The 23,124-nt window shown below is 61.0% G+C and carries 25 protein-coding genes and 1 tRNA gene; 13 read left to right on the forward strand and 13 right to left on the reverse strand.

Annotated features, from left to right (window positions below):
• Nucleotides 1–395, reverse strand: a 395-nt coding sequence (locus Q0W88_RS00965; protein WP_297799039.1) for a hypothetical protein, incomplete at its 3' end; no start/stop codon positions are given.
• 103 nt (nucleotides 396–498) lie between these two features.
• Between Q0W88_RS00965 and Q0W88_RS00970 the strand changes: the two genes are divergently transcribed.
• Complete coding sequence (locus Q0W88_RS00970; protein ID WP_297799042.1) at nucleotides 499–1,248, forward strand: sulfurtransferase; 750 nt, start codon at nucleotides 499–501, stop codon at nucleotides 1,246–1,248.
• A gap of 8 nt (nucleotides 1,249–1,256) precedes the next feature.
• Here Q0W88_RS00970 and Q0W88_RS00975 read toward each other — a convergent pair whose 3' ends face one another.
• The 3 genes from Q0W88_RS00975 to rnd form a co-directional block, all read right to left on the reverse strand.
• Nucleotides 1,257–1,589, reverse strand: a complete 333-nt coding sequence (locus Q0W88_RS00975; protein ID WP_297799044.1) for a hypothetical protein — start codon at nucleotides 1,587–1,589, stop codon at nucleotides 1,257–1,259.
• Between the two features lie 16 nt (nucleotides 1,590–1,605).
• Nucleotides 1,606–1,681, reverse strand: a tRNA-Ala gene (locus Q0W88_RS00980).
• A gap of 33 nt (nucleotides 1,682–1,714) precedes the next feature.
• Entirely contained in the window at nucleotides 1,715–2,803 is a 1,089-nt protein-coding gene (gene rnd / locus Q0W88_RS00985; protein ID WP_297799046.1) for a ribonuclease D, read from the reverse strand.
• 66 nt (nucleotides 2,804–2,869) lie between these two features.
• Here rnd and Q0W88_RS00990 point away from each other — a divergent pair, with 66 nt between their 5' ends.
• Nucleotides 2,870–3,877: a formylglycine-generating enzyme family protein gene (locus Q0W88_RS00990; protein ID WP_297799049.1), complete on the forward strand. Its 1,008-nt coding sequence runs from the start codon at nucleotides 2,870–2,872 to the stop codon at nucleotides 3,875–3,877.
• Here Q0W88_RS00990 and gluQRS read toward each other — a convergent pair.
• Nucleotides 3,837–4,730, reverse strand: a complete 894-nt coding sequence (gluQRS, locus tag Q0W88_RS00995) for a tRNA glutamyl-Q(34) synthetase GluQRS (RefSeq protein WP_297799053.1) — start codon at nucleotides 4,728–4,730, stop codon at nucleotides 3,837–3,839. The two genes, Q0W88_RS00990 and gluQRS, sit on opposite strands and share 41 nt — an antisense overlap.
• 78 nt (nucleotides 4,731–4,808) lie before the next feature.
• Between gluQRS and htpX the strand changes: the two genes are divergently transcribed.
• Nucleotides 4,809–5,696, forward strand: coding sequence for a protease HtpX (gene htpX / locus Q0W88_RS01000; RefSeq protein ID WP_297799054.1), 888 nt, complete (start codon nucleotides 4,809–4,811; stop codon nucleotides 5,694–5,696).
• A 46-nt stretch (nucleotides 5,697–5,742) separates the two neighbouring features.
• Here the strand turns inward: htpX and Q0W88_RS01005 are convergent, their stop codons facing one another.
• Nucleotides 5,743–7,827, reverse strand: coding sequence for an EAL domain-containing protein (locus tag Q0W88_RS01005; RefSeq protein ID WP_297799055.1), 2,085 nt, complete (start codon nucleotides 7,825–7,827; stop codon nucleotides 5,743–5,745).
• A gap of 52 nt (nucleotides 7,828–7,879) precedes the next feature.
• Nucleotides 7,880–8,887, reverse strand: a complete 1,008-nt coding sequence (epmB, locus tag Q0W88_RS01010) for an EF-P beta-lysylation protein EpmB (protein ID WP_297799057.1) — start codon at nucleotides 8,885–8,887, stop codon at nucleotides 7,880–7,882.
• Nucleotides 8,888–8,974: 87 nt separating this feature from the next.
• Between epmB and efp the strand changes: the two genes are divergently transcribed.
• Genes efp through Q0W88_RS01040 form a run of 6 tightly spaced genes read left to right on the forward strand, consistent with a single transcriptional unit; the run spans nucleotide 8,975 to nucleotide 13,512 of the window.
• Nucleotides 8,975–9,541: an elongation factor P gene (efp, locus tag Q0W88_RS01015; RefSeq protein ID WP_297799058.1), complete on the forward strand. Its 567-nt coding sequence runs from the start codon at nucleotides 8,975–8,977 to the stop codon at nucleotides 9,539–9,541.
• A 10-nt stretch (nucleotides 9,542–9,551) separates the two neighbouring features.
• Nucleotides 9,552–10,049: a hypothetical protein gene (locus tag Q0W88_RS01020; protein ID WP_297799060.1), complete on the forward strand. Its 498-nt coding sequence runs from the start codon at nucleotides 9,552–9,554 to the stop codon at nucleotides 10,047–10,049.
• A gap of 26 nt (nucleotides 10,050–10,075) precedes the next feature.
• Complete coding sequence (locus Q0W88_RS01025) at nucleotides 10,076–11,407, forward strand: TRZ/ATZ family hydrolase (RefSeq protein ID WP_297799152.1); 1,332 nt, start codon at nucleotides 10,076–10,078, stop codon at nucleotides 11,405–11,407.
• Complete coding sequence (gene ubiG / locus Q0W88_RS01030; protein WP_297799062.1) at nucleotides 11,404–12,108, forward strand: bifunctional 2-polyprenyl-6-hydroxyphenol methylase/3-demethylubiquinol 3-O-methyltransferase UbiG; 705 nt, start codon at nucleotides 11,404–11,406, stop codon at nucleotides 12,106–12,108. Before Q0W88_RS01025 ends, ubiG begins: the two co-directional genes overlap by 4 nt.
• Nucleotides 12,101–12,772 (forward strand): phosphoglycolate phosphatase, encoded by a 672-nt coding sequence (gene gph, locus Q0W88_RS01035; protein WP_297799065.1) that lies wholly within the window; start codon nucleotides 12,101–12,103, stop codon nucleotides 12,770–12,772. Before ubiG ends, gph begins: the two co-directional genes overlap by 8 nt.
• A complete protein-coding gene (locus tag Q0W88_RS01040) occupies nucleotides 12,772–13,512 on the forward strand; it encodes a hypothetical protein (RefSeq protein ID WP_297799066.1) in 741 nt (246 codons plus the stop codon). The genes gph and Q0W88_RS01040 overlap by 1 nt, the downstream gene beginning before the upstream one ends.
• 6 nt (nucleotides 13,513–13,518) lie before the next feature.
• Here Q0W88_RS01040 and pyrC read toward each other — a convergent pair whose 3' ends face one another.
• Genes pyrC through Q0W88_RS10320 form a run of 3 tightly spaced genes read right to left on the reverse strand, consistent with a single transcriptional unit; the run spans nucleotide 13,519 to nucleotide 15,350 of the window.
• Nucleotides 13,519–14,550: a dihydroorotase gene (gene pyrC / locus Q0W88_RS01045; RefSeq protein ID WP_297799067.1), complete on the reverse strand. Its 1,032-nt coding sequence runs from the start codon at nucleotides 14,548–14,550 to the stop codon at nucleotides 13,519–13,521.
• Between the two features lie 14 nt (nucleotides 14,551–14,564).
• Nucleotides 14,565–14,804, reverse strand: a complete 240-nt coding sequence (gene yidD, locus Q0W88_RS01050; RefSeq protein WP_297799068.1) for a membrane protein insertion efficiency factor YidD — start codon at nucleotides 14,802–14,804, stop codon at nucleotides 14,565–14,567.
• Nucleotides 14,805–14,810: 6 nt separating this feature from the next.
• Entirely contained in the window at nucleotides 14,811–15,350 is a 540-nt protein-coding gene (locus Q0W88_RS10320; RefSeq protein WP_343212519.1) for a hypothetical protein, read from the reverse strand.
• Nucleotides 15,351–15,501: 151 nt separating this feature from the next.
• On the opposite strand from Q0W88_RS10320, the gene dksA reads away from it, so the two are divergent.
• Nucleotides 15,502–15,951, forward strand: coding sequence for an RNA polymerase-binding protein DksA (gene dksA, locus Q0W88_RS10325; protein ID WP_343212520.1), 450 nt, complete (start codon nucleotides 15,502–15,504; stop codon nucleotides 15,949–15,951).
• 44 nt (nucleotides 15,952–15,995) lie between these two features.
• Here dksA and Q0W88_RS01060 read toward each other — a convergent pair whose 3' ends face one another.
• From Q0W88_RS01060 to cysS, 3 genes are read right to left on the reverse strand one after another with little or no spacing between them, the layout of a single operon-like run.
• Complete coding sequence (locus tag Q0W88_RS01060) at nucleotides 15,996–17,750, reverse strand: DUF885 domain-containing protein (RefSeq protein WP_297799073.1); 1,755 nt, start codon at nucleotides 17,748–17,750, stop codon at nucleotides 15,996–15,998.
• Nucleotides 17,747–18,172 (reverse strand): SufE family protein, encoded by a 426-nt coding sequence (locus Q0W88_RS01065; protein ID WP_297799075.1) that lies wholly within the window; start codon nucleotides 18,170–18,172, stop codon nucleotides 17,747–17,749. The genes Q0W88_RS01060 and Q0W88_RS01065 overlap by 4 nt, the downstream gene beginning before the upstream one ends.
• The gene (gene cysS, locus Q0W88_RS01070) at nucleotides 18,172–19,542 is read right to left on the reverse strand and encodes a cysteine--tRNA ligase (protein WP_297799077.1); all 1,371 of its coding nucleotides are present in this window, start codon (nucleotides 19,540–19,542) and stop codon (nucleotides 18,172–18,174) included. The genes Q0W88_RS01065 and cysS overlap by 1 nt, the downstream gene beginning before the upstream one ends.
• 272 nt (nucleotides 19,543–19,814) lie before the next feature.
• Here cysS and Q0W88_RS01075 point away from each other — a divergent pair, with 272 nt between their 5' ends.
• From Q0W88_RS01075 to Q0W88_RS01085, 3 genes are read left to right on the forward strand one after another with little or no spacing between them, the layout of a single operon-like run.
• Complete coding sequence (locus Q0W88_RS01075) at nucleotides 19,815–20,831, forward strand: N-acetylornithine carbamoyltransferase (protein WP_297799079.1); 1,017 nt, start codon at nucleotides 19,815–19,817, stop codon at nucleotides 20,829–20,831.
• A 10-nt stretch (nucleotides 20,832–20,841) separates the two neighbouring features.
• Nucleotides 20,842–22,041, forward strand: coding sequence for an argininosuccinate synthase (locus Q0W88_RS01080; RefSeq protein WP_297799081.1), 1,200 nt, complete (start codon nucleotides 20,842–20,844; stop codon nucleotides 22,039–22,041).
• Nucleotides 22,038–23,123, forward strand: coding sequence for an acetylornithine deacetylase (locus Q0W88_RS01085; protein ID WP_297799084.1), 1,086 nt, complete (start codon nucleotides 22,038–22,040; stop codon nucleotides 23,121–23,123). The genes Q0W88_RS01080 and Q0W88_RS01085 overlap by 4 nt, the downstream gene beginning before the upstream one ends.
• Nucleotide 23,124: the final 1 nt, after the last annotated feature.

The raw sequence follows: 23,124 nt of genomic DNA on the forward strand, positions 1-23,124 counted from the left end.
GCCAGACGATCATTCTTGAGGACTTCCGGACTGCCGTTGCAGTTCAGATTTGATTTAACGATGACCGGCCCATCCCATTCCGGATGCAAGCTCAGTTGCGCCATGCTGACCGTGGTTTTGCGGATATCGGCCACCCGCGCATTCAAGCAACGCCTGAAAGATCCCGCGAAATCCAGATAGTCTGCAGGCACGCAGGTCAGATCGACATGCAATATGGCCAAATCGGCCCCCGGGTTCTTCGCCTCAAGGCCATGGACGATTTCGACCTGGTGGCCCCGGTGGGTCAGTTCCATGGCCATTCGGCCGATCAGGTAAGGGCAGTTATAGCCATTTCCGTCCTGCCGTGGCCAGAGAATGCGGTCAAGTGCGTGGGAAAGAATTGCAATGGCCGCCATCGTTCAAAGTCCGTGCTGTTATCTGAATGGAATGCGTCCATTTAATCATAGGCAGGCAGTCAGTGGGTTTTCGGCAGGGGAGCGCTGCGTTAAAATAGAACGCATGTCGGATATCCTCAATATCGCCGCTTACCGTTTCGTCACCATTGTCGACGTCGATGCCGTTGCCGTGCGCGTCAAGGCCCTGTGCGAACAGCTCGAACTCAAGGGGACGGTATTGGTTTCGCCCGAAGGTCTGAATGTTTTTCTGGCCGGATCGGATCCGGCGATCCGCGGCTTTCTGGAGGCGTTGCAGGCCGATGTCCGATTCCGGGATATCGGCGTCAAATACAGCCGGAGCAGCTTCGTGCCGTTCAAACGGCTGCGGGTCAAGCGTAAACGGGAAATCATCACCTACCGCGATGAACGGTTGGCTCCGGAAAATGGACGTGCCCCCAGTGTGACTCCGGAAACACTGGCGCACTGGCTTGATCGGGGCTGCGATGATGCCGGGCGCGAAGTGGTCCTGCTCGACACCCGCAATGCCGAAGAGGTCGTGTACGGGACCTTCGCGGGCGCGTTGACATTCCCGATCGCCAAGTTCACCGAATTGCCGGAAGCCGTCGAATCCCAAAAAGAGGCCTTGGCCGGAAAAACCGTGGTCAGTTTCTGCACCGGCGGCATCCGCTGCGAGAAATCGGTGCTGCGCATGCAGGCCGACGGGTTCAGCGACTGCTATCAGCTCGAGGGCGGCATTCTCGGTTATTTCGAAAAAATGGGCGGCAAGCACTATCAGGGCCGTTGTTTCGTGTTTGACGACCGCATCGCGCTGGATCCGAATCTGGATCCGCTCATCGAAACCCCGGGGTTCTGAGTATTTCCTCAGAGCAGGTTGAGCCCCGCTTTCGGGGCAAACGTACCGACAGTCTTCCCGGTCTTGGCATCGCGCACGGCGATGGTCGATAGCGCCGGGTTTTTGGCATGGTGTTCTTCGAAAACCGGGGACAGGAGTGCTTCCTTTTCCCAGATATAGAGACCGTAGAAATCGTCAGTCACATAAACGATCAGGACGGTGGCTTTGGCGGCGCCGACCTTGTAGTAAAAGCGCCCTTGCGTGATGTTGACCGCTGCGGGCTCGGCGGCGGTTGGTGCGGCCTCTGCGCTTGCGTAAAGCAGAAGGGCCAGCGCGATGGACGCGGGCAGAATTCGATTCATGGACATCACTGAAAATTGGTGGATCTGAGGAGGATCGAACTCCTGACCTCGTCATTGCGAACGACGCGCTCTCCCAGCTGAGCTACAGACCCATGCGACTATGCTAATCCAAGAAGCTCCGGGCTTCAAGCCGGATCAAGAACGGCTTTGAACGGTTCGGCCAGCAGCGTCTGACGCCAGCCCTGCAGGGCGCTTGGCCAGGTGCCGGTTTCCAGCAGGAATTCCAGATGCTTGCGCGAACACAGCAGGCCTTCGGGAAGCTCCAGCTCCTGGGCTTTGGCCAGAACCGCCTGCTGCAGGGCTTTCAGGCGCGCTTTGGCCACGGCATCGGGCTCGCGGGCCAGCGGTGCGCGGCGCTCTTCGTCATCGAAGGGCTTCTGAAGCAGGGCGAACAGGTGCTGGCGGGCGCTTTTCGGCGATTTGGGATAACGCGAAAAGATGGCGTCGATGTCTTCGACTGCGGCGATCGGATTGCGCGCCAGCGCGAAGGCGGCATCGTTGTCGATGATCCAGCGTTTCGGTTTGTTGCGCTCGATGGCGCGGGCATCGCGCCAGCGCAGGATGCGCCGCAGCCGCAGCTGCGCCTCGGCGTCAAGCGGCTGGTTGCTGCGGATGCTCAGGTGTGGATGGGCTTCCGGCTGCTCATCGGCCGCGGCATTGACCGCACGTGCACAGTCGGCATCCAGCCACGCACGGCGTTGCAGTCCATCCAGACGCCCGGCCAGCTGCGCATGCATCGGCAGGATGTAGCGGACATCATCGGCGGCATAGTGCTTCTGGGATTCCGTCAAGGGCCGCTGCAGCCAGTCGGAGCGCGTTTCACCTTTTTCAAGCGTCACGCCGCAGAGCTGTTCCACGAGTTTCAGATAGCTCAGGCTGGCGCCGAGACCGCACAGTGCCGCGGCGGTCTGGGTGTCGAACACCGGCGTGGGGACCGCGCCGCAACCGGCCTTGAACGCCTGCAGGTCTTCGCTGCAGGAATGCATGATCTTCAGCACATCCGGATTTTCCAGAAGCGGTTTGAGCAGCAGGGCCACTTCCGGTTTGCCGGCATCGATCAGCGCGATTTCTTCGCCGATCACGATCTGGACCAACGCCAACTGCGGATAGTAGGTGCGTTCGCGGATGAACTCGGTGTCCATGCCGATCAGTCGGGCGTCGGCATGGGTTTGTAAAAAGCGGGTTAAATCGGACGGGGTGTCCAGCCAAATCATAGCGGTTTCTTGCATCTTGGGATAAGGTAGCTTAACTTGCCGCCGCCCTGATTGCCCAGACATTTCATGATTCCACGCCTGCCCGCATCGATGAAGTGCCTGATTCCGCTCGGAATGGTTTTGGCATTGGCGGCCTGCAAGGCACGGGATCCCTTGCCGGCCCCCGCAATGGCGGTCAAATCCGGCACCGAAGGCCTGCAGCCCGGCCATATTTTTTCAGACCGGCTTGCCCGCGCCGACTACGGCCCTGAACTCATCGTCATTCCCGCCGGGCGCTTCGAACTGGGCGCCGTCGGCAAGGACCGCAACGCCCCGGCGTCCGAGAAACCGGCGCATGCCGTCGAATTGCAGCGCCCGTTCGCCATGACCCGTGCCGAAATCACGGTCGACGAATTCGCGGCATTCATCGCGAGCAGCGGTTACCGAAGCCTGGCCGAACGCACCGGCGGCAGCGAGATTTTCGATCTGGCCAGCGGTCGCCTCATCCGTGCCGAGGGCGTCAACTGGCGTCTGGACCATATCGGCAAACCGGCCCGCGGTGATTATCCGGTCGTCCATGTCGCCTATGCCGATGCCTTCGCCTATGCGGCATGGTTGAGCCGGCGGACCGGACGGCACTACCGTCTGCCCAGCGAAGCCGAGTGGGAGTATGCCCTGCGCGCCGGCACGGATACCGTATTTCCCTGGGGCAACAAACCCAAACAGCTGGATAAAGGCAACCTCACCGGCAACGGCGACCTCTTCCCGAACGGCCGTAACTGGCGCAATGCCATCACCGGCTACAGCGACGGGTATTGGGCGCTTGCTCCGGTTCGGCGTTATTCCAGTGAAGGCTGGGGCACTTTCGATATGCTCGGCAATGTGTCGGAGTGGGTCGAGGACTGCTGGCACGAAAATTACCGGCGCGCTCCGGCCAGCGGCGAGGCCTGGGTCAATGAAGGCTGCACGCACCGGGTCATCCGCGGCAGCGCCTGGCTGAGCTCGATGGAGCAATCCCGGTCTTCGTTCCGCATGGCCATGCCGGCCGAACGCACTAATGCCCGTCTGGGCTTCCGTCTGGTTCGGGAACTGTAAGCGCCGGCAGCAGGCTTGCATCGAAGCCTCCCAAGGCCCGCGCCAGATTGGCTTCGGGAGCCAGATTCCGTTGCAGGATCCGCGCATCCTGCCCCAGATGCCCGTAGGCCAGGCATAGGGCATTGAACCGGTCTTCGGCATCCAGATCCGCGGCCCATTGCGATTTGCTCAGCTTCCGGCCATCCGGAGCACATACCAGGCCGATATGACAGTATGCCGGTGTCGGCAGGCCGAGCTGCTGTTGCAGAAAGATCTGCCGCGGGGTCGAAGCCAGCAGGTCGGCGCCGCGCACGACCTGGGTGATGTTCTGGGCGGCATCATCCACGACCACGGCCAGTTGGTAGGCATAAAATCCATCAGCACGCCGGAGCACGACATCACCGGTTTCGGCGGCCAGGTTCTGGCTCTGCGATCCATACACCCCGTCGGTGAATGCGATGGTCCGGTCAGCGACGCGCAGACGGATGGCGGCGCGTGCCGGATCGGCGGCCGTCACGCAGCGGCGGTGGATGCCGCCCTGATCGGCCAGCTGCTTGCGTGAACAGCTGCAGTAAAACGCCTTGTCCTCGCGCAGCAGCTTCGTCAGCGCCGCATCGTAAAACGCCGCGCGTTCGGACTGATACAGCACCGGTTCATCCGGGACAAGGCCGAAGTCGGCCAGTGTTTTCAGCTGCATTTCGGCCATGCCGGTGATTTCACGCGGCGGATCAATGTCTTCGATGCGGATAAGCCATTGCCCGTGCTGGCTTTTCGCCATGAGATAACTGGCCAGAGCTGCCGTCAATGAACCGAGGTGCAGTGGACCGGTCGGCGAGGGCGCAAAACGGCCGCGGGCAGGGGGTGTCGGGGTCACGGAAAATTCACTTGAAATCCGGAAAACTGGCTACAATTCATTATCACGCAACACTGACCAACCTGAAAGGGGTTTTCCATGTTCAAACGCATTGCTTTGTTCCTCGCCACCAATATGGCCGTGCTGGCTTTGCTCAGCATCGTGCTCAGCGTGCTGCAGAGCTTCGGCATCAATCTCGGCAACAACGGCACCTTGCTGGTGTTTGCGGTCATCTTCGGTTTCGGCGGCTCGCTGTTCTCGCTGATGATTTCGAAGTGGATGGCCAAACGCACCACCGGCATGCATCTGATCGAAAATCCGCAGAACGAACTGGAACAGTGGCTGGTGTCCACCGTCCGTCGCCAATCCGAAAAAGCCGGCATCAAGATGCCGGAAGTCGGCATCTACGACGCCCCGGAAATCAACGCCTTCGCCACCGGCCCGAGCCGTAACAACTCACTGGTGGCGGTGTCCACCGGCCTGCTGCGCTCCATGAGCCGCGATGAAGCCGAAGCCGTACTCGGTCACGAGGTCAGTCACGTCGCCAACGGCGACATGGTGACCATGGCCCTGCTGCAGGGCGTGATGAATACCTTCGTCATCGTTCTGTCGCGCGTGGTCGGCCGTGTGGTCGATTCGGTGGTGTTCGGCAACCGTGATGGTGTGGGTTTCGGCTATTACATCGTGGTCTTCGTGCTCGACATGGTGTTTGGCCTGTTCGCCTCATTCATCACCGCCTGGTTCAGCCGTCAGCGCGAATTCCGGGCCGATGCCGGCGGTGCCAGCCTGGCCGGCAAGGAAAAGATGATCGCGGCGCTGCAGCGCCTGGCGCAGAACCACGGTCAGAGCACGCTGCCGACCCAGATTGCCGCGTTCGGCATCTCCGGCGGTCTGAAGTCGGGCATCGGCGCCCTGATGATGACCCACCCGCCGCTGGAAGTCCGTATCGAAGCCCTGCGCAGCAGCGGTTCAGCGGTCACGCGCTGAGCGATATCCAGCATCCGGAAAAAAACCGCCGTAAGGCGGTTTTTTTTCAGGTGCTGAAATCGAAATTCATCTGGGTCAGAGGCGGCGACAGGAAATTGCCCTGGATCCAGTCGACGCCGGCACTGAACAGCAGGCTGACGGTATTGGCATCGGACACGAACTCGGCCACGGTGGATTTGTCGAGGTTGCGCGCGTTCTGCACGAATTCGCGGATTTTGGCCTGGTGATCCGGGTTTTTGTCGAGATCCTCGACGAAGCTTCGGTCGATCTTGATCAGATCGGCGTCGAAATGGCTCAGCATCTTGACCGAGTCCACGCTGGTGCCGAACTGGGTCAGGCAGATGCGCACGCCGAGTGCGCTCATCGCCGACTTGAAGCTCTGCGCCTGCTTGAGCCGGGTGATCATCTGCGATTCGGGAAGTTCCAGAATCAGGCGCCAGCCTTCGACGGCGTTGGCCATCAGGGATTTCGCGACCAGATCGATGAGGGTATTGTCCTGCAGCGACTCCGGCGAAATCTTGACGAAAATCTGGGTGTCGATGTTGCGCGACTGTTTTTCGGCCAGAAGACTGATGGCCTGACTGACCACCCAGCGGTCGATGTCGTCGCTCAGGCCGTGGCGCTGCGCGATGGGCAGGAAATGGTCGGGCAGGATCGCCTCGCCATCGGCCGACTGCAGCCGGATCAGCAGTTCATAGCTGTCGATCAGTTCGTCCTGGTTGAGATTGATGATCGGCTGGTAATTCAGAATGAACTCGCCATTGACCAGCGCCTTTTCGAGCCGGTCCTTCCAGGCCTTGTCGAGTTCGACATCGGCGCGTTCGCCGGCACCGGGGTCGAACACTTCGAAACGGTTGCCGCCGAGGCCGTCCATGGATTGCAGAAGATGGTTGCCGCGGTTCAGGATCTCCGGAACGCTGGCATTCTGTTCGGTAATCTGCACGCCGGCAACGCTGACGCTGAAGGTGATGGCGTTTTCACCGACTTCCATCAGCAGATTGTCGAACGCCACATGGATTTTCTCGCATAGCGCCAGGGTATGTTCATAGCGGCTTTCGGCGCAGATTACGGCAAGCGTCTGGTCGCGGTAATGGCAGCAGATGCCGTCGTTCATCACCAGGGTCGACAGCCGTGCCGCGAATTCCACCAGAACCTGGTCGGCAACGGTCATGTCCAGATTCTTGGTGCGCATTTCGAACTGGTTGGCTTCAACCAGAAGTATGGCCTGGCCGCCTGAACCCGAGCTGGAAACCTTGGCGACCATGGCCTCCAGCTGGTTCATGAAATACTTGCGGTTGAACAGCATGGTGTTCGGATCGCGGTCCTTCAGTTCCTTCAGCTGTTCGCTGAGGCGGCTGTCGGCCATCTGCGGACGGGCGACCAGCTGCAGGCAGGACTCGCCGTCATAGCTCGCCGGGGACATCTCCAGCTCGACTTCCGAGGGCGGCATTTTTTCCGGATGCAGAATCACCCGGATGGACGGCGGGCATTGCTTGGTTTTGGCGAAATCCTTCAGGATGGCCTTGAAATCCTTCTGCTGGCTGTCATCGATCAGATCGAGAATCGGCATGCCTTCCAGATCGTCGAAATTGGCGTAACCGAACATCTGCAGATAGGATTCGTTGGCATGGATGTGCATGCCTTCATGGATATAGGCGATCGGATCGCGTGATGACTCGATCAGATTGTTGCAACGGCGTTCCGACTCGCGCAGATCGGCTTCGAAATGCCGGATCTGACGGCGGTTGAGCAGGGCATGGAACTGCTGGCGGATGACATGCTGGATCTGTTTCGGCTCATCCCGGATGACCGTGTCGGCGGCTCCTGCGGCCAGTGCGTTGAGGACGCCGGCGTCGTCCAGATGCGCCAGAACGGCAATGACCGGGATGTCCTTGCCCCTGCGCTGTATGATGTCGGTCACGGCGGGCAAGGGCAAAAGGGTGCCTGCGGCATCGACCATGACCAGATCGATGCGGCTGCCATCGAGCAGTTGTTCGAAATGCTCGCTGTCATCCGCACGCTCCGGACGGACGGCGATACCGCCGTTCCGGATGTGACTGATCAGGAACTCCGCCTGTTCGAGCTGCTCCTCGACCAGCAGCAGGCGTAGCGCTTGTTCAGGTTTTGACATAAGAAGTCCGTCCTTGCTTTTGATAACAATAGCAAAAAATGGCGCTTACGGGCTAGTAAAGCGGGGATTTGTTCGGCTCTCCGGCGATTTCACGGACCAGTTTCGGAACCAGATAGCCCGGCAAGGCCGCCATCAGTTCCCGGTGCAGGGCAATGGCCCGTGCGTCGGGAACCGAAAAATGCGCAGCGCCCTGAACCCGGTCCAGTTGATGCAGATAATAGGGAAGCACGCCGAACTGGTGCAATCCCTCCGACAGCAGCTGAAGGCTCAGGGCGTCATCGTTGACGCCGGCCAGCAGCACGGACTGGTTGAGCAGGGTCGCCCCTGTCTGCCGCAGGCGCTGGAGCGCCTCACCGACATCCGGTCCGAGTTCGTTGCCATGATTGGCATGGATCACCACCGTGACCGGCCAGGGCAGGTCCGACAGCCATTCCAGCAGTTCCGCGTCCACGCGCTCCGGCAGCACCACCGGCAAGCGGGTGTGCAGGCGCAGACGCTTCAGGTGCGGTATGTGTTTCAATGCATCGGTCAACTGCGCCAGTTTCGGGGTGGCCAAAGACAGCGGATCGCCGCCGGAAAGAATCAGCTCATGGATGCCGGCATCGTTGCGCAGGTAATCGACGGCCTCCCGCCATTGGCCCGCTGCCGCCGTTTCTTCCGCATAGGGAAAATGCCTGCGGAAACAGTATCGGCAATTGATCGCGCAGGAGCCGGTTGCCACCAGCAACGCGCGGCCACGGTACTTGTGCAGAACCCCGGCAGCGCCGCGCGACATCAAATCGCCGACCGCGTCGAAGCTGAAGCCCGGAGACAGGACGTCCTCTTCCAACAGGGGCAGCACTTGCCGCAGAAGGGGGTCGTGGATGTCGCCGTGGCGCATTTTGGCCGCGAAACCGCGTGGCACCCGGAAAGCGAAGCCGGCCCGGGCCGTGGCCGATATCCGGTCCGAAAACCCCGTCAAACCGAGCAATTCCAGCAGTTCCAGCGGGTCACGCAGGCTGTCGCGCCAGAGCTGCTGCCAGTTCGGGATTTGAGCGGGGAGGGGTTTGACGGGTATCATAGAAGGCTGGAACGGCCGGAAAGGCCGTGTTTTCAATACGGTATTGTAACCCGCGGCCGGTCCGCCGGTGAATTTCAGGAGCAGGCAATGGCCACTTACGGCATGAATGATGTGAAGAACGGCATGAAGATTCTGGTCAACAACGACCCGTGCGTGATCACCGAAACCGAATATGTGAAGCCGGGCAAGGGTCAGGCCTTTACCCGTGTCAAATACCGCAGCATCAAATCCGGCCGCGTGGTGGAAATGACCATGAAGGCCACCGACAATGTTGAAGCCGCCGATGTGATGGATACCGACATGCAGTTCCTGTACGCCGATGGCGAGTACTGGCACTTCATGCAGCAGGAAACCTTCGAGCAGGTCCAGGCCGACAAGAATGCCATGGGCGATGCCTGGAAGTGGCTGAAAGGCGAAGAAGACTGCGTGGTCACGCTCTGGAACGGTCTGCCGATCGCGGTCCAGCCGCCGAATTTCGTTGAGCTCAAAATCGTCGAAACCGATCCGGGCGTGCGCGGCGATACCTCGGGCGGCGGCGGCAAGCCGGCCAAGCTGGAAACCGGCGCGACCGTGCGCGTTCCGCTGTTCGTGGCGCAGGATGAAATCATCAAAGTCGACACCCGCTCCGGCGAATACTTCAGTCGCGTCAAATAAGGCTTTGGCCTTGCGCATCCTCGGATTCATCTTCATCGTTTCGGCCGCATCCCTTGCGCATGCGGCCAAGCCGGACCCGGCGGTGTATCCGAATCCCAACATCTACCGTGATCCGGCGATTGCCAGGACGCCAGGTCAGGGGTTTGCCAAGGTCATCCGGGAATTCTGTCCGGGGCAGGGTCGCGGCCAGATTCATTTTCTGGAGGTGGATGGGCAGCTCATCCGCATCCGCAAAACCTGGCCGACCTATCTTGAGCTGGCCCCCGGCCATCACCGTTTGAGTCTCGAGTTCATGGCCCCGGCCAGCGATATCTGGAGCAGCTGGAACGGCAAGGCCGACGTGTCGGCAGACATCGAAGCGGGCAAAACTTACCTGATCCGCTATCAGCGCACGGCAGTCGATGCTTTCCGCGTGGCGATAGTCCCGTATCCGCAATTTGATGGTGTCGGCCTGTCCACGCAGGTCTGCGATCAACTGCCGTTTCCCGACGTTGGAGTGCATCAATGACGGCGTTGCATGATGGCGCGCGGGCAATGGAGCGCATCCACTGCGATTGGCTGATTGAAGCGGGTTGGATCATCCCCGTGCAACCGGCCGGGCAGGTGCTGGAATCGCATGCAGTGGTCATCGACGGCGACCGCATCACCGCCATCCTGCCGATTGCCGAGGCGCGTGCCCGTTACGCCCCGGAAGCCCATGTGCAACGCCCTGGCTCGGTGTTGATGCCCGGCCTGGTCAATGCCCACACCCACAACCCGATGAGCCTGATGCGCGGCGTTGCCGATGATCTGGCGCTCATGCCCTGGCTCAATGCACACATCTGGCCGATCGAGCGCGCGGTGATGACGCCGGATTTCATCGCCGACGGCATCGAATTGGCCGTGGCTGAGATGATCCGCGGCGGCACCACCTGCTGCAATGAAAACTATTTCTTTCCCGATGCCCAGGCGCGCACCTACGACCGTCTGGGGTTCCGCGCCGCCATCAGCATCCCGGTCATCGATTTCCCCTCGGCCTGGGCGTCCAGCCAGGACGAGTACTTCGACAAAGGCCTGGCCGTGCATGATCAATACCGATCGCATCCGCTGCTCAGCTTCAGCATGACCCCGCACGCGCCCTATACCGTGTGCGATGCCAGCTTCGAGCGCATCCGCCGCTACGCCGAACAGCTCGATCTGCCGGTGCATTGCCACATCCATGAAACCGCGCAGGAAATCACCGATTCGCTCAATCAGTACGGCCAGCGTCCGCTGGCGCGTCTGGATCGGCTCGGTTTGGTCAATGAGCGCCTGACCGCCGTACACATGACCCAGCTGACGCCGGCGGAAATCGCCCTGTGTGCGGCCCGCGGCGTGTCGGTGGTGCATTGTCCGCAATCCAACCTCAAACTCGCCTCAGGCTTCTGTCCGGCCGGCGATCTGCTGGCGGCCGGCGTCAATCTGGCCATCGGTACCGACGGCTGTGCCAGCAACAACGATCTGGACATGTTCGACGAACTGCGCACGGCCGCACTGCTGGCCAAAGCGGTTTCCGCAGACGCCACCATGTTCAAAGCCGGTCAGGCCCTGCATGCCGCCACCTTGGCAGGAGCGCGTGCCATGGGTCTCGAGCAGCTCATCGGTTCCCTCGAACCGGGCAAGCAGGCCGATATCATTGCCATCGATCTGGACCGGATTGAAGCCGCGCCTATTTATGATGTGGTTTCCCAGCTGGTCTACGCTGGTGCCCGGCATTGGGTCGGGGATGTCTGGATCGCCGGCCGTGCCAAAATGCTCAAACGCGAATTGCAGGACATGGACGAGACGCGCATTCTTTCCAGCGCTCGCCGCTGGCAACAGACCATCCGGGAGATACCGCGCGCATGAACGCCAATGTCAATCCGCAGGAAATCGAAAAATTCGGCGCGCTGGCCAGCCGCTGGTGGGACGCCAATGGCCCGCAGCGTCCCCTGCATGAACTCAATCCTGTCCGCCTGGATTACGTCCGCCGTATCCGGCCGCTGTCCGGTCTGCACGTACTCGATGTCGGCTGCGGCGGCGGCCTGCTGACCGAAGCCATGGCCGCTGCAGGCGCGCGCGCAACCGGCATTGATTTGTCGGAGCAGTTAATCGATATCGCCCGTCTGCATTTGCTGGAGTCGGGTTTGCAGGCTGAATACCGCGTGGTTTCCGCCGAGGCCATCGCCGCCCAACAGCCGGGCGCTTTCGATGCAGTGACCTGCATGGAAATGCTCGAGCACGTGCCCGATCCGCAGGCCATCGTGCAGGCCTGTTTCGATGTCCTGAAGCCGGGCGGCACACTTTTCCTGTCCACCATCAACCGCACCCCGGCCGCATTCGCATTGGCGGTGGTCGGTGCCGAATACGTGGCGCGTCTTTTGCCCAAAGGTACCCACGATTACCGAAGTTTCATTAAACCCTCGGAGCTGGCATCCGCGCTTCGACATTCCGGGTTTGTTCTGGAAGACGTCAGCGGCCTGCATTACAACCCGATGACGCGCAAGGCATCAATCGGTAGCAACACCTCGGTCAACTACCTGATGACGGCGCGCAAGCCCGATGTCTGAGTCGATTGCACCGCTGGTTCTGTTCGATCTGGACGGCACGCTTCTGGATAGCGCCCGCGATCTGCACGCCGCCATGGCGGTCTTGCTGGCCGAAAAGGGCGAGCCGCCGGTTGACTTCGAGGTATTCCGTCCCGTGGTGTCCAAAGGCGCACGCGCCATGCTCAAACGCAGCTTCGTGGCCGCCGACGAGCAGCAGCGCGAGGCCCTGCTGCCGGAATTCCTCGCACACTATGAAGGTGCGCTCGCCGCCCACAGCCGTTTGTTCGAGGGCGTCGCGGAAGTACTTGCGCACATCGAATCCCGGCAGGCGCGCTGGGGCATCGTCACCAACAAGCCCTTCTATCTGGCCGAACCTCTGGTTGAAAAGCTGGGCTGGTCGCAACGCAGCGCCATTCTGCTCGGCGGCGACAGTTTGCCGCGCAAAAAACCGGACCCCGATCAGCTGCTGCATGCCTGCGCGGTACTGGGCGAGCTTCCGGAACGGGTGGTGTATGTCGGTGACGACGAGCGGGATGTGCAGGCCGCCAATGCCGCCGGCATGCGTTCCATCGGAGCACTCTGGGGTTACCGTCCCGATGATGACGATCCGGAGCGCTGGCAGGCCGATGCTCTGGCTGAAACGCCGCTGGAGCTGATCGTCCGTGGACTGCTGCGAAGCCGCTGATGTCCGCGTCCGACGCCCTGCAGAGCTTTACCGGAAAATACCAGGCGCAATGGCCGGAGCTGTCGCTGTTGCAGGGATTCCTGCCGGAAAGATGCCGGCCGTTGGCTTCAGCATGGGGCGCGCTGCTGTGTGAGCTGCAGGACTGCGCTTTCGCCATCGAGCAGGAAGCCGTGCGTACGCCGAAATCACTCTGGTGGGCCGATGAATTGCAGCGGATGGCATCCCGGCAGGCGCGTCATCCCTTGACCATCGCCTTGCAGGACGAGGATGCCGGTTATGACCGCATCGCCGGCCCCTTGCTGGCTGTTTCCGCCAAAGTGCCCCTAAGGGCGGGAAATACCGAAGCGCTGCATCGGCAATTGCTGCCCTTGACCGCCGCGCTCGCCGGAACCGAAGCGGCGCTGTTCGGCGGCGGCAACGGGCACGACAGTACGGTCATTGCCGTCCAGCTGCTGCTGATGCGCCTGCCCGGCGGATTGCAGGCCTTCGATCGGGCCATGGTGCCGATGCATCTGCTGGCGCGCCATCAGGCCATGGAAGCACCCACGCAGAAACTTTCGGACGATTGGCTCGGCGAGCTGCGTGCACTGCTGCCGGAGCAGACGGCCGGTAATGCCTACCGCGAGGCGCAACGGCGGTTCATCCGACGACGTTTGTCGGCGATGCAATCCGGCAAACAGCCGAGGCTGACGCCCGCTTATGCCTGGGATGCCTGGCGGGCCGTCCGCCGTTTCCGCTGATCAGGGTTAAACCACTTTCCAGCGCAGGCTCTCGCCCGCCTTGAGCGGAGTCAATGCCGAGTCACCCAGAGGCTGTTGCGAAGGGACGGTCCACGATTCGCGTTTGAGTGTGATCCGGTCGGTATTGCGCGGCAGTCCGTAGAAGTCGGCACCGTAAAAGCTGGCAAACCCTTCCAGCCGGGCCAATGCGCCGGCGTCTTCAAATGCTTCCGCATACAGTTCGATGGCGGCATGCGCGGTATAGATTCCGGCGCAGCCGCAGGCCGCTTCCTTGCTGCCGGTGGCGTGCGGCGCGCTGTCGGTTCCGAGAAAGAACTTCGGACTGCCGGAGACCGCAGCCGCCACCAAGGCCTGCCGGTGCGGTTCGCGCTTGAGTACCGGCAGGCAGTACATGTGCGGGCGGATGCCGCCCTGGAACAGGGCATTCCGGTTGTACAGCAGATGGTGAGCGGTAATTGTGGCGGCGACATTGGCCGGTGCTGCGGCCACGAATTCGGCGGCCTGACGCGTGGTGATGTGTTCCAGCACTATTTTGAGCTGCGGGTAGCTGCGCAGCAGCGGCACCAAATGGCGTTCGATGAATACGGCTTCCCGATCGAATATGTCGATGTCGGCATCGGTCACTTCGCCGTGCAGCAGCAGCGGCATCCCGCAGGCCTCCATGGCTGCAATGGCTTCCGCGGCCTTTGCCAGGTCCGTAACGCCGGAATCGGAGTTGGTCGTCGCGCCGGCAGGATAATATTTCACCGCATGCACAAAGCCGCTGTCCTTGGCGCGCCGGATTTCATCGGCGGTGGTGTTGTCGGTCAGGTACAGGGTCATCAACGGCTGGAAGGCGGTGCCTGCCGAAGCCTCAAGCAGTCGGGTCCGGTAGGCATCGGCATCGGCCACACTCAGCACCGGCGGCTTCAGGTTCGGCATGACGATGGCGCGTCCGAACACGCGTGCCGTGTCCGGCACCACGCTGTGCATGGCGGCGCCATCGCGGAAATGGATGTGCCAGTCGTCCGGGCGGGTCAAGGTCAGGGTATCGGTCATGGCTGATTCAGGGCTCAGGAGTGGGAGTGGCCGCGGCATTTGTCCGGTACCGGATCAAAGCCGCCGGGATTGAACGGATGGCAACGCAGCAGGCGGGCGGCGGTCAGATACACGCCTTTGAAAAATCCGAAACGCTCGATGGCCTGCATGGAATAATTGGAGCAGGAGGGGGTGAAACGGCAGGTTTGGCCCAACAGGGGGCTGATCATCACCTGGTAAGCGCGCAGCAGCCATAGGGCCAGCGTTTTCAGCATAAAATATCACCGCAACATCTTGCGAAGGACTATAGTGTAGGCTATAAAAGATGTCCTGAGCCTAAACCAATGAGGAACACCCCACGTGGCTAGCAAAAAAACGGTAAAACCCGGCAAAAAGCCGGTCGTCCGCAAGCCGGCCGGTAAGGCCGCCAAGCCCGCGAAGAAGACGGTGAAAAAAGCCGCCGCCAAACCGGCAAAAGCCAAGAAGCCCGTTGTCAAAGCCAAAGCGCCCGCGAAGAAACCGTCCAAGCCCGTCAAAAAGCCCGTAGCCAAAAAACCGGTGACCAAGAAAGCGGCCGCCAAGCCGGTGAAAAAATCCGCCGTCAAGAAAGCACCCGCCAAGAAAGCACCGGTCAAGAAGGTTCCCGTAAAAAAGGCACCGGCCAAAAAACCGGTCCTCAAGGCAAAGAAATCACCCGCCAAAAAACCGGCACTTGCCAAAGCCAAGCCGGCCAAAAAACCGTTGGCCAAGGCCATTGCCAAGAAGCCTGCACCCAAACCCGTAAAAAAAGCCGCCGTCACGCCCAGCAAATCGATCGCCAAGGCCCCTGTCAGCAAGAAACCCGAAGTCAAAAAGCCTGAAGTGAAGAAACCTGTGCCTGTAGCCGCAAAAGTACCCGAAAAACAAATTCCCCCGCCGCCCGCTCCCAAGCCCGTCCGCAAAGGCGCCCGAGCCGGCTATGTCAAACGTGAAGTGGTTACCGAGAAAGCCCTGAAGCAGAAATCCGTGCGCCGCGTGCAGTTGCCTCCCGGCTACAAGCCGAGCGAAAAAGAAGAGTACATGAACGATTATCAGCTCGAGTACTTCCGGCAGAAGCTGCTGGCCGAGCGTGAAAATCTGCTCAATGCGACCCAGGAAACCATCAACGAGCTCAAAGAAGAAGCCCGCGACGTCGGCGATGAGGCCGAACGCGCGTCCCGCGAAACCGAGAACTTCTTCGAACTCCGGACCCGTGACCGTTACCGCAAACTGCTTTATAAAATCGACAAGATCATCGCCACCATCGATGACGGCACCTACGGGTATTGCGTCGATACCGGCGAGGAAATCGGCATCAAGCGTCTGGAAGGGCGTCCGATGGCGGAACGCACCGTGGATGCGCAGGAGCGCTGGGAACACAAAAAGAAGCAACTCGGCGATTGATCCGCGCCTGCCTGAAAAAAGCCCCGGCATGTCCGGGGCTTTTTTTATTTCGCATCAAGCGCCGGGTAAAAGCGCCAGTCCGGTTTCAGATCCGGATCGGGATCCGTGCCCATCAGCCGGCTGCGGACCACGGAGACCGGCATGGGGCCTCCTTTCAGGATGGCATCGTGGAATTCACGATCGGTCATTTTTCCCGATTCGACCAGCTCCCGCCGCAATTCCCAGAACTGCAGCCCGCCGAGCATGTAGGCGGCCTGATACAGCGGGCCGTAATCGCCGGCGAAACTGCGGCGGACTTCCGCAGCGGCATTGGCCCGTTCATGGCCGACGCGTTCGACCAGCATGTCGATGGACTGCTGCGGCGTCATGGTGCCCATGTGGAAGGACAGCGAAAACAGGATGCGGGCGGCACGGTGGCTGCGCCAGAACAGCATGCCCAGCTTCTGTTCGGGGGTTTTCGCGAAACCCTTCTGGTACAGCAGGAATTCCCAATACAGGGCCCAGCCTTCGGTCCAGAACGGCGTGCCGAACAGCTCGCGGTGGCTGTTGTAGCGGCTGTTGTAGAAATGCTGCAGATGATGACCCGGGATCAGTTCATGATGCACGACCGCCCGTGAGAAATAACGGTTGTTGCCGCGCAGAGCCATGGCCTGTTTTTCGGCCGGCATGCTGTCGTGCGGGTAGGCGACCCAGACGTCTTCGCCGCCGAGGAAAAACGGCGCCTGAAGCTGGTATTCGGGGCTGAGCATGGTCATCCGCCAGTCGCGCTTGGCCAGTTCGGGCACGGTCACCAGACGGTTGCGTTCCACGTAATCGATGGCCTCGTCGGCGAGCTTGACCACGTACTGCGGCTGATCACCGACCGCCGGACCGTCTTTTTTGATTTGTTCAAGCGCGTCATGCCAGTCGGCATAGCCCATTTCGGCGGCGGCTTTGCGCATCTCTTCCTGGCACCAGCGCAATTCGCGTTCGGCCAGCTGCACGATTTGTTCCGGTGTATACGGAATCATTTCATAACGCAATGCCGCTTCCACGGCATCGCGGCCGATCGGGTCGCCGATGATGGTTTCCGGATCGGCGGCCTTGGCGATGTCGTTGCGCAGGAATTTGGCAGTCGACTCGAGCTGTTTGTCGAGCGCTTCGTAGGATTTCGCGACCTGTTTGGTATAGGCCGGATCATATCCGTTATAGAAGGTATGCCATTGCTTGAAATCCTCGCGGAAGGCGGAAAGCAGCTTCGACGCGCGCAGGGCAATCACCGGCGACGGCGCGGGAGCGGAACGCAATCGGCTTTCCTCGGCTGTCAGGGCGCTGGCGGCGCGATCGATCAGTTGCCTGGCTCTGGCCGCATCAAGCGGCATCAGCGCCCGGCGCTGCTCAGCCAAGGCAATCAGCGGTGCCACCTCCGGCAGGAGCTTCAACGCCTCGGCATTGCGCGCGTGCTCGAAATCCAGTTGGCTGAGCCGGTACGTCAATTCGCGCCGGAACAGAGCGGCATCGATGCGGTCCTCGGCGGAGAATTTAGCCCTGTCGAATTCGCCGAGACGGGCCTGCCAACCCAAGTAAAGACTACGCAGCGCATTTTCGCGGGCGATGCCAGCGGTGATGTCGTAGGTATGTTCGGTGCTGTCCAGGTCATGCTGGAAGCGCTGGATGAAAAACGCCAGCGCATGCTGCGAAACCGGGATTTCCGCGCGTTGCGGAATGTTCTGCGGTCCCATGGGGCTGGAGGCCTTCGAGGGCGTTGCAGCCAATAGCGCGGCAATGGCGGTGCTGAGCAGGGCAGGGCGAAAATTCATGCGGACTCCGCGGTTTGTTGGATGAAGGCCAGCAGGGCCGAAAAACCGTTGCTGCGTGTCGGTGACAGGTGCCTGCTCAGACCGATGGTCTGGACGAAATCCGCAGGCGTGCCGCGGATTTCTTCAGCAGAACGCCCTGAGTAGACCCGAAGTGCCAGATAAACCAGACCGGAAACGATGCTGGAATCGGAAGCCGCCGAAAAAAACAGCCGGCCATCCCGGACATGCGGCACGATCCAGACCTTCGACTGGCAACCCTGCAGGCGGTTGGCTTCGGTTTTCCATTCCTCGGCGAAGGGCGGCAGGCGTTTGCCGAGATCGATCAGATACTGGTAACGCTCCGACCAATCGCCGAAGAAGGCGAATTCTTCGACAATGGCGTCTTGGGCCTCTGCAGCCGTGGGCTCTGTCGGCAAAAGCATCAGGCCCGCTTCCAGCGCACACCCTGAGGGGTGTCTTCCAGCAGAATGCCCTCATCGGCCAGCTGCTTGCGGATGGCATCGGCACGGGCGAAATCCCGGTTACTCTTGGCAGCAACGCGTTCATCGACCAGACCCTGGATCCGGGCGTCATCGCTGCCGTCCGCGCCTTTGGCAAACCACGCTTCGGGAGTCTGCTGCAGCAGACCGAGCGCGGATGCCGCACCCAGAAGCTGAGCTTTCAGGTGCGCGCGTTCGGCCGCATGCTCGCTGCGCCGGGCCTGGCCGGCCAGATTCGCGATTTCAGCCAGGGCCTGGGGCGTGTTGAGGTCATCGCACAAAGCCATTTCGATGCTTTCCGGAATGGCCATGGTACCGGCTTCGACATCGCCCAGATCCCGAAGCGTGCCGTACAGACGGTCGAGCGTTTTCACACTCTGCTCGATCAGCGCATCGGACCAGTCCAGCGGCTGCCGGTAGTGCGCGGACAGCAGGGCATAACGCAGGGCTTCCGGCGGGTGTCTTTCCAGCAGCTCATGCAGGATGCTGACATTGCCGACCGATTTCGACATCTTGCTGCCGCCGAAATTGAGCATGCCGTTGTGCAGCCAGAAGCGCGCGAACACCTTGCCGCCATGCGCGCAGGTGCTCTGCGCGATTTCATTTTCATGATGCGGAAACTGCAGGTCGACGCCGCCGGCATGGATATCGATGGTTTCGCCCAGATGCGCCTCGCTCATGGCCGAGCATTCGATGTGCCAGCCCGGTCGGCCGATGCCCCAGGGCGAGTCCCAGCCGGGCAGGTCGGGGGTAGAGGGTTTCCACAGCACGAAGTCGCCCGGGTGGCGCTTGTAGGGCGCCACTTCAACGCGAGCGCCGGCAATCATTTCATCCAGACTGCGGCGCGACAGTTGTCCGTATTCGGCGTAGCTGTCGACCGCGAACAGCACATGGCCTTCGGCGGCATAGGCATGACCGGCGGCGATCAGGCGTTCGATCATCGCGATGATGTGCGGGATGTGGTCGGTGGCATGCGGTTCGATGTCGGGCGGCTGGATGCCGAGCGCGGCCATGTCGGCACGGTAGATGGCAGTGTATTTGTCGGTAATGGTCGAGATCGGTACATCCAAGGCCTTGGCGGCGGCGTTGATTTTGTCATCGACATCGGTGATGTTGCGCGCATAGGTCACTTTTGCATAGCGCCGGCGCAGCAGTTTGATCAGGACATCGAACACCACCGGACCGCGGGCATTGCCGATATGGACATAGTTATAGACCGTCGGGCCGCACAGATAGACGGTGACGTTGGCCGCGTCGGCAGGGCTGAAAGCTTCCAGCCGGCGGTGCAGATTGTTGTATAAATGAAGGCTCATGGGCTTATTTTAGCAAGCTTTGGCCGGCGGTTTAGCCCGAATTCAGCGCAAACCCTTGCCGGAGCGGGGAATTTGGCCCATAATCAAGCGATGAATCCGGATTTCTCCGCCGTTGAACTGCTCTCGTCCGCGCGTCTTGCGTCGTCGATGACGTCGCGTGCCCGCCGACCGTTGCCGAAAAGTTAGCTGGGTCTCCGGATTTTTTGTCTTTTCCATTGAAACCCAGCCCCGGCTGGGTTTTTTCGTTTCCGCACCCCTCGAAGGATTCCATGATGCAGCACTTTCTCAACACGCAGGATTGGTCGGTGGACGGCCTGCAGTACCTGTTGGCCAAGGCCAGCGAGTTCAAGGCCAATAAGCTCGGCGACCAGCTCAAGGGCCGTTCGATCGCGCTGCTGTTCTTCAACCCCTCGATGCGCACCCGGACCAGCTTCGAGCTCGGCGCGTTCCAGCTGGGCGCGCATGCCGTGGTGCTGCAGCCCGGCAAGGATGCCTGGCCGATCGAGTTCGAGCTCGGCACGGCGATGGACGGCGATACCGAAGAACACATCATCGAAGTCGCCAGGGTATTGTCCGGCTACGTCGATCTGATCGCGGTGCGCGCCTTCCCCAAGTTCGTGGATTGGCAGCACGACCGCCAGGACAAGGTGCTGAATGCCTTTGCCAAATACGCGACGGTGCCGGTCATCAACATGGAAACCATCACCCACCCCTGTCAGGAGCTGGCGCACATCCTCGCCCTGCAGGAGCAGTTCGCCACCCGCGACCTGCGGGGCAGGAAGTACGTGCTGACCTGGACTTATCATCCCAAAGCGCTGAATACGGCCGTGGCCAACTCCGCACTGACCATCGCCACGCGCATGGGGATGGACGTCACTCTGCTTTGCCCGAACGAACAGTATCTGCTGGATGAACGTTACCTGGGTTGGGCCGAATCCAATGCCGCGGCTTCCGGCGGCTCGTTCACCGTCAGCCACGATATCGCCGCCAGCTATGCCGGTGCCGATGTGGTGTATGCCAAGAGCTGGGGTGCGCTGCCGTACTTCGGCAACTGGGAAGCCGAAAAACCGATGCGTGAACAGTACAAACATTTCATCGTCGATGAAGCGAAAATGGCGATGACCAATGGCGGCGTGTTCTCGCACTGCCTGCCGCTGCGCCGCAACATCAAAGCCACCGATGCGGTCATGGACTCCAAGGCCTGCATCGCGGTTCAGGAAGCCGAAAACCGCCTGCATGTCCAGAAAGCCATCATGGACACCCTCATCAACCACCCTGAAATCCGTTAAAGGAATCCCCATGTCGAAAGATGTCGTTCTCTCGTTCTCCGGCGGACTGGACACCAGTTTCTGCATCCCGTATCTGCAGGAGCAGGGCTATGCGGTGCATACCGTGTTCGCCAACACCGGCGGCGTCGGCGCCGAAGAGCTTGCCTACATCGAACGGCGTGCCGCCGAACTCGGTGCCGCCAGCCATGTCACGCTTGATCTGGCCCAGGATCTGTTCGAATCGTTCGTGACGCCCTTCGTGTGGTCCGGCGAGAAGTACCAGAATCAGTATCCGCTGCTGGTTTCCGACCGCTATCTGATCGTGCAGCACACCCTGGCCCGCTGCGCGGAACTGGGAACGCGAACCGTGGCACACGGCTGTACCGGCATGGGCAACGATCAGGTCCGTTTCGACGTGTCCATCCAGTCGCTGGGCGATTACGACATCCTTGCGCCGATCCGCGAAATCCAGAAAGCACATACCCACGTCCGCCAGTACGAGCAGGACTATCTGGAGCAGCGCGGTTTTGCCGTTCCGGCCAAGCAGAAAGCCTATACCATCAACGAAAACGTGCTCGGCATCACCCTCTCGGGCGGTGAAATCGATCAATGGCAGGCGCCCGGCCCGGAGCTCAAAGGCTGGTGCGCCAAACGTTCCGATTGGCCGTCCGAAGCACTCGAAGTGCGCATTGGTTTCGAAAACGGCGTTGCCGTGAGTCTTGATGGAAACGCCATGCCCGGCGGTGAAATGCTCAAGGAGCTCAATCGCCGGTTCGCCGCCTATGGGGTCGGTTGCGGCATGTATACCGGCGACACCACCATCGGCCTCAAAGGCCGCATTGTGTTCGAAGCCCCGGGGCTCACCGCACTGCAGACCGCCCATCAGGCCTTGGAGGAAGCCGTCCTGAGCAAACAGCAGAACCGCTTCAAACCGGTGGTCGGCCGCAAGTGGGTGGAGCTGGTTTATGAAGGATTTTTCTTCGATCCGCTCAAAGCCGATCTGGAAGCCTATCTGAAGGCCAGCCAGTCCTGCGTCAATGGTGTCGTCACCCTGCGTACCGAAGGCGGTTCGGTCACCGCCATCGCCGTGGATTCCAAACACATCCTGCAGGCCAAAGGCGCCACTTATGCGCAATCGGCCGACTGGGGCGCGACCGAAGCCGAAGGCTTCATCCGTCTGTTCGGCATGAGCTCGAATCTGTGGGCGAAGGTGAACGGTGACCGCAAGTGAATGACCTCCTGCTGTCGCGCACCTTGACGCATTTAAAGGCCTTGGTGGCGTTCGATACCCAGAATCCGCCGCGCCGGATCGGTACCGGCGGCATTTTCGATTATCTGCAAGCGCAGCTTCCGGGCTTTACCTGCACGCTGACCGATCACGGCGCCGGGGCGGTGTCGCTGCTGGCCGTGCGCGGTACGCCGACAACCCTGTTCAATGTGCACCTCGATACCGTTCCGGCGGCCCCGGGCTGGTCGCAGGATCCGCACGTGCTCTCGGTCGATGAGCACCGCGCCATCGGTTTGGGGGCTTGCGACATCAAGGGCGCCGCAGCGGCCCTGTTGGCCGCAGCCGAAGTGACAAGAGGAGACGCCGCATTCCTGTTCAGCAGCGATGAGGAGGCCAATGATGCGCGTTGCATCGCGGCATTCCTGGCAACCGATCATGGCTTTACCGATGTCATCGTGTCCGAACCCACCGGATGTCAGGCGGTACTGGCGCACCGCGGCATCAGCGCGGCCATGGTCCGCTTCATCGGAATCTCCGGGCATGCTTCGAAAATCAGCGACCCGATGCAGAGCGCCGTGCACAAGGCACTGCGCTGGGGCAGTGCCGCTCTGGACCTTGCCGCCAGCCAGTCCCATCACCGTTTCGGCGGCTTGACCGGCATGCCGTTCAATATCGGGAAAATTGAAGGGGGTATCAAAGCCAACATGATTGCCGCGTCGGCCGAACTTCGTCTGGGGTTCCGTCCGTTGCCGACGCAATCGGCCGCTGAGCTCCATGCCGGATTTGCGGCCTTGATGCCGGACACTGATTACGACATCACTTTCGCCGGACCGCCACTGCCTGCCGGTGACACCGCGCAGGCCGAACAGCGGCGCCTGCAGGCCCGCGATTTCGCCGATGGCCTGAATCTTCCGATCGGCCACGCCGTCGATTTCTGGACCGAAGCTGCCCTGTTTTCCCAGGCCGGGCTGAATGCCATCGTGTTCGGGCCGGGCGATATCGCCCAGGCGCACACGGCCGATGAATGGGTCGCGCTGGCGCAGCTGCAGAAGGCCGCAGACCACTATAAAACCATCCTGGAATGAC

It is taken from the genome of Arenimonas sp. GDDSR-1 (assembly GCF_025980345.1).
In the GTDB taxonomy this organism is placed as follows: domain Bacteria; phylum Pseudomonadota; class Gammaproteobacteria; order Xanthomonadales; family Xanthomonadaceae; genus Arenimonas.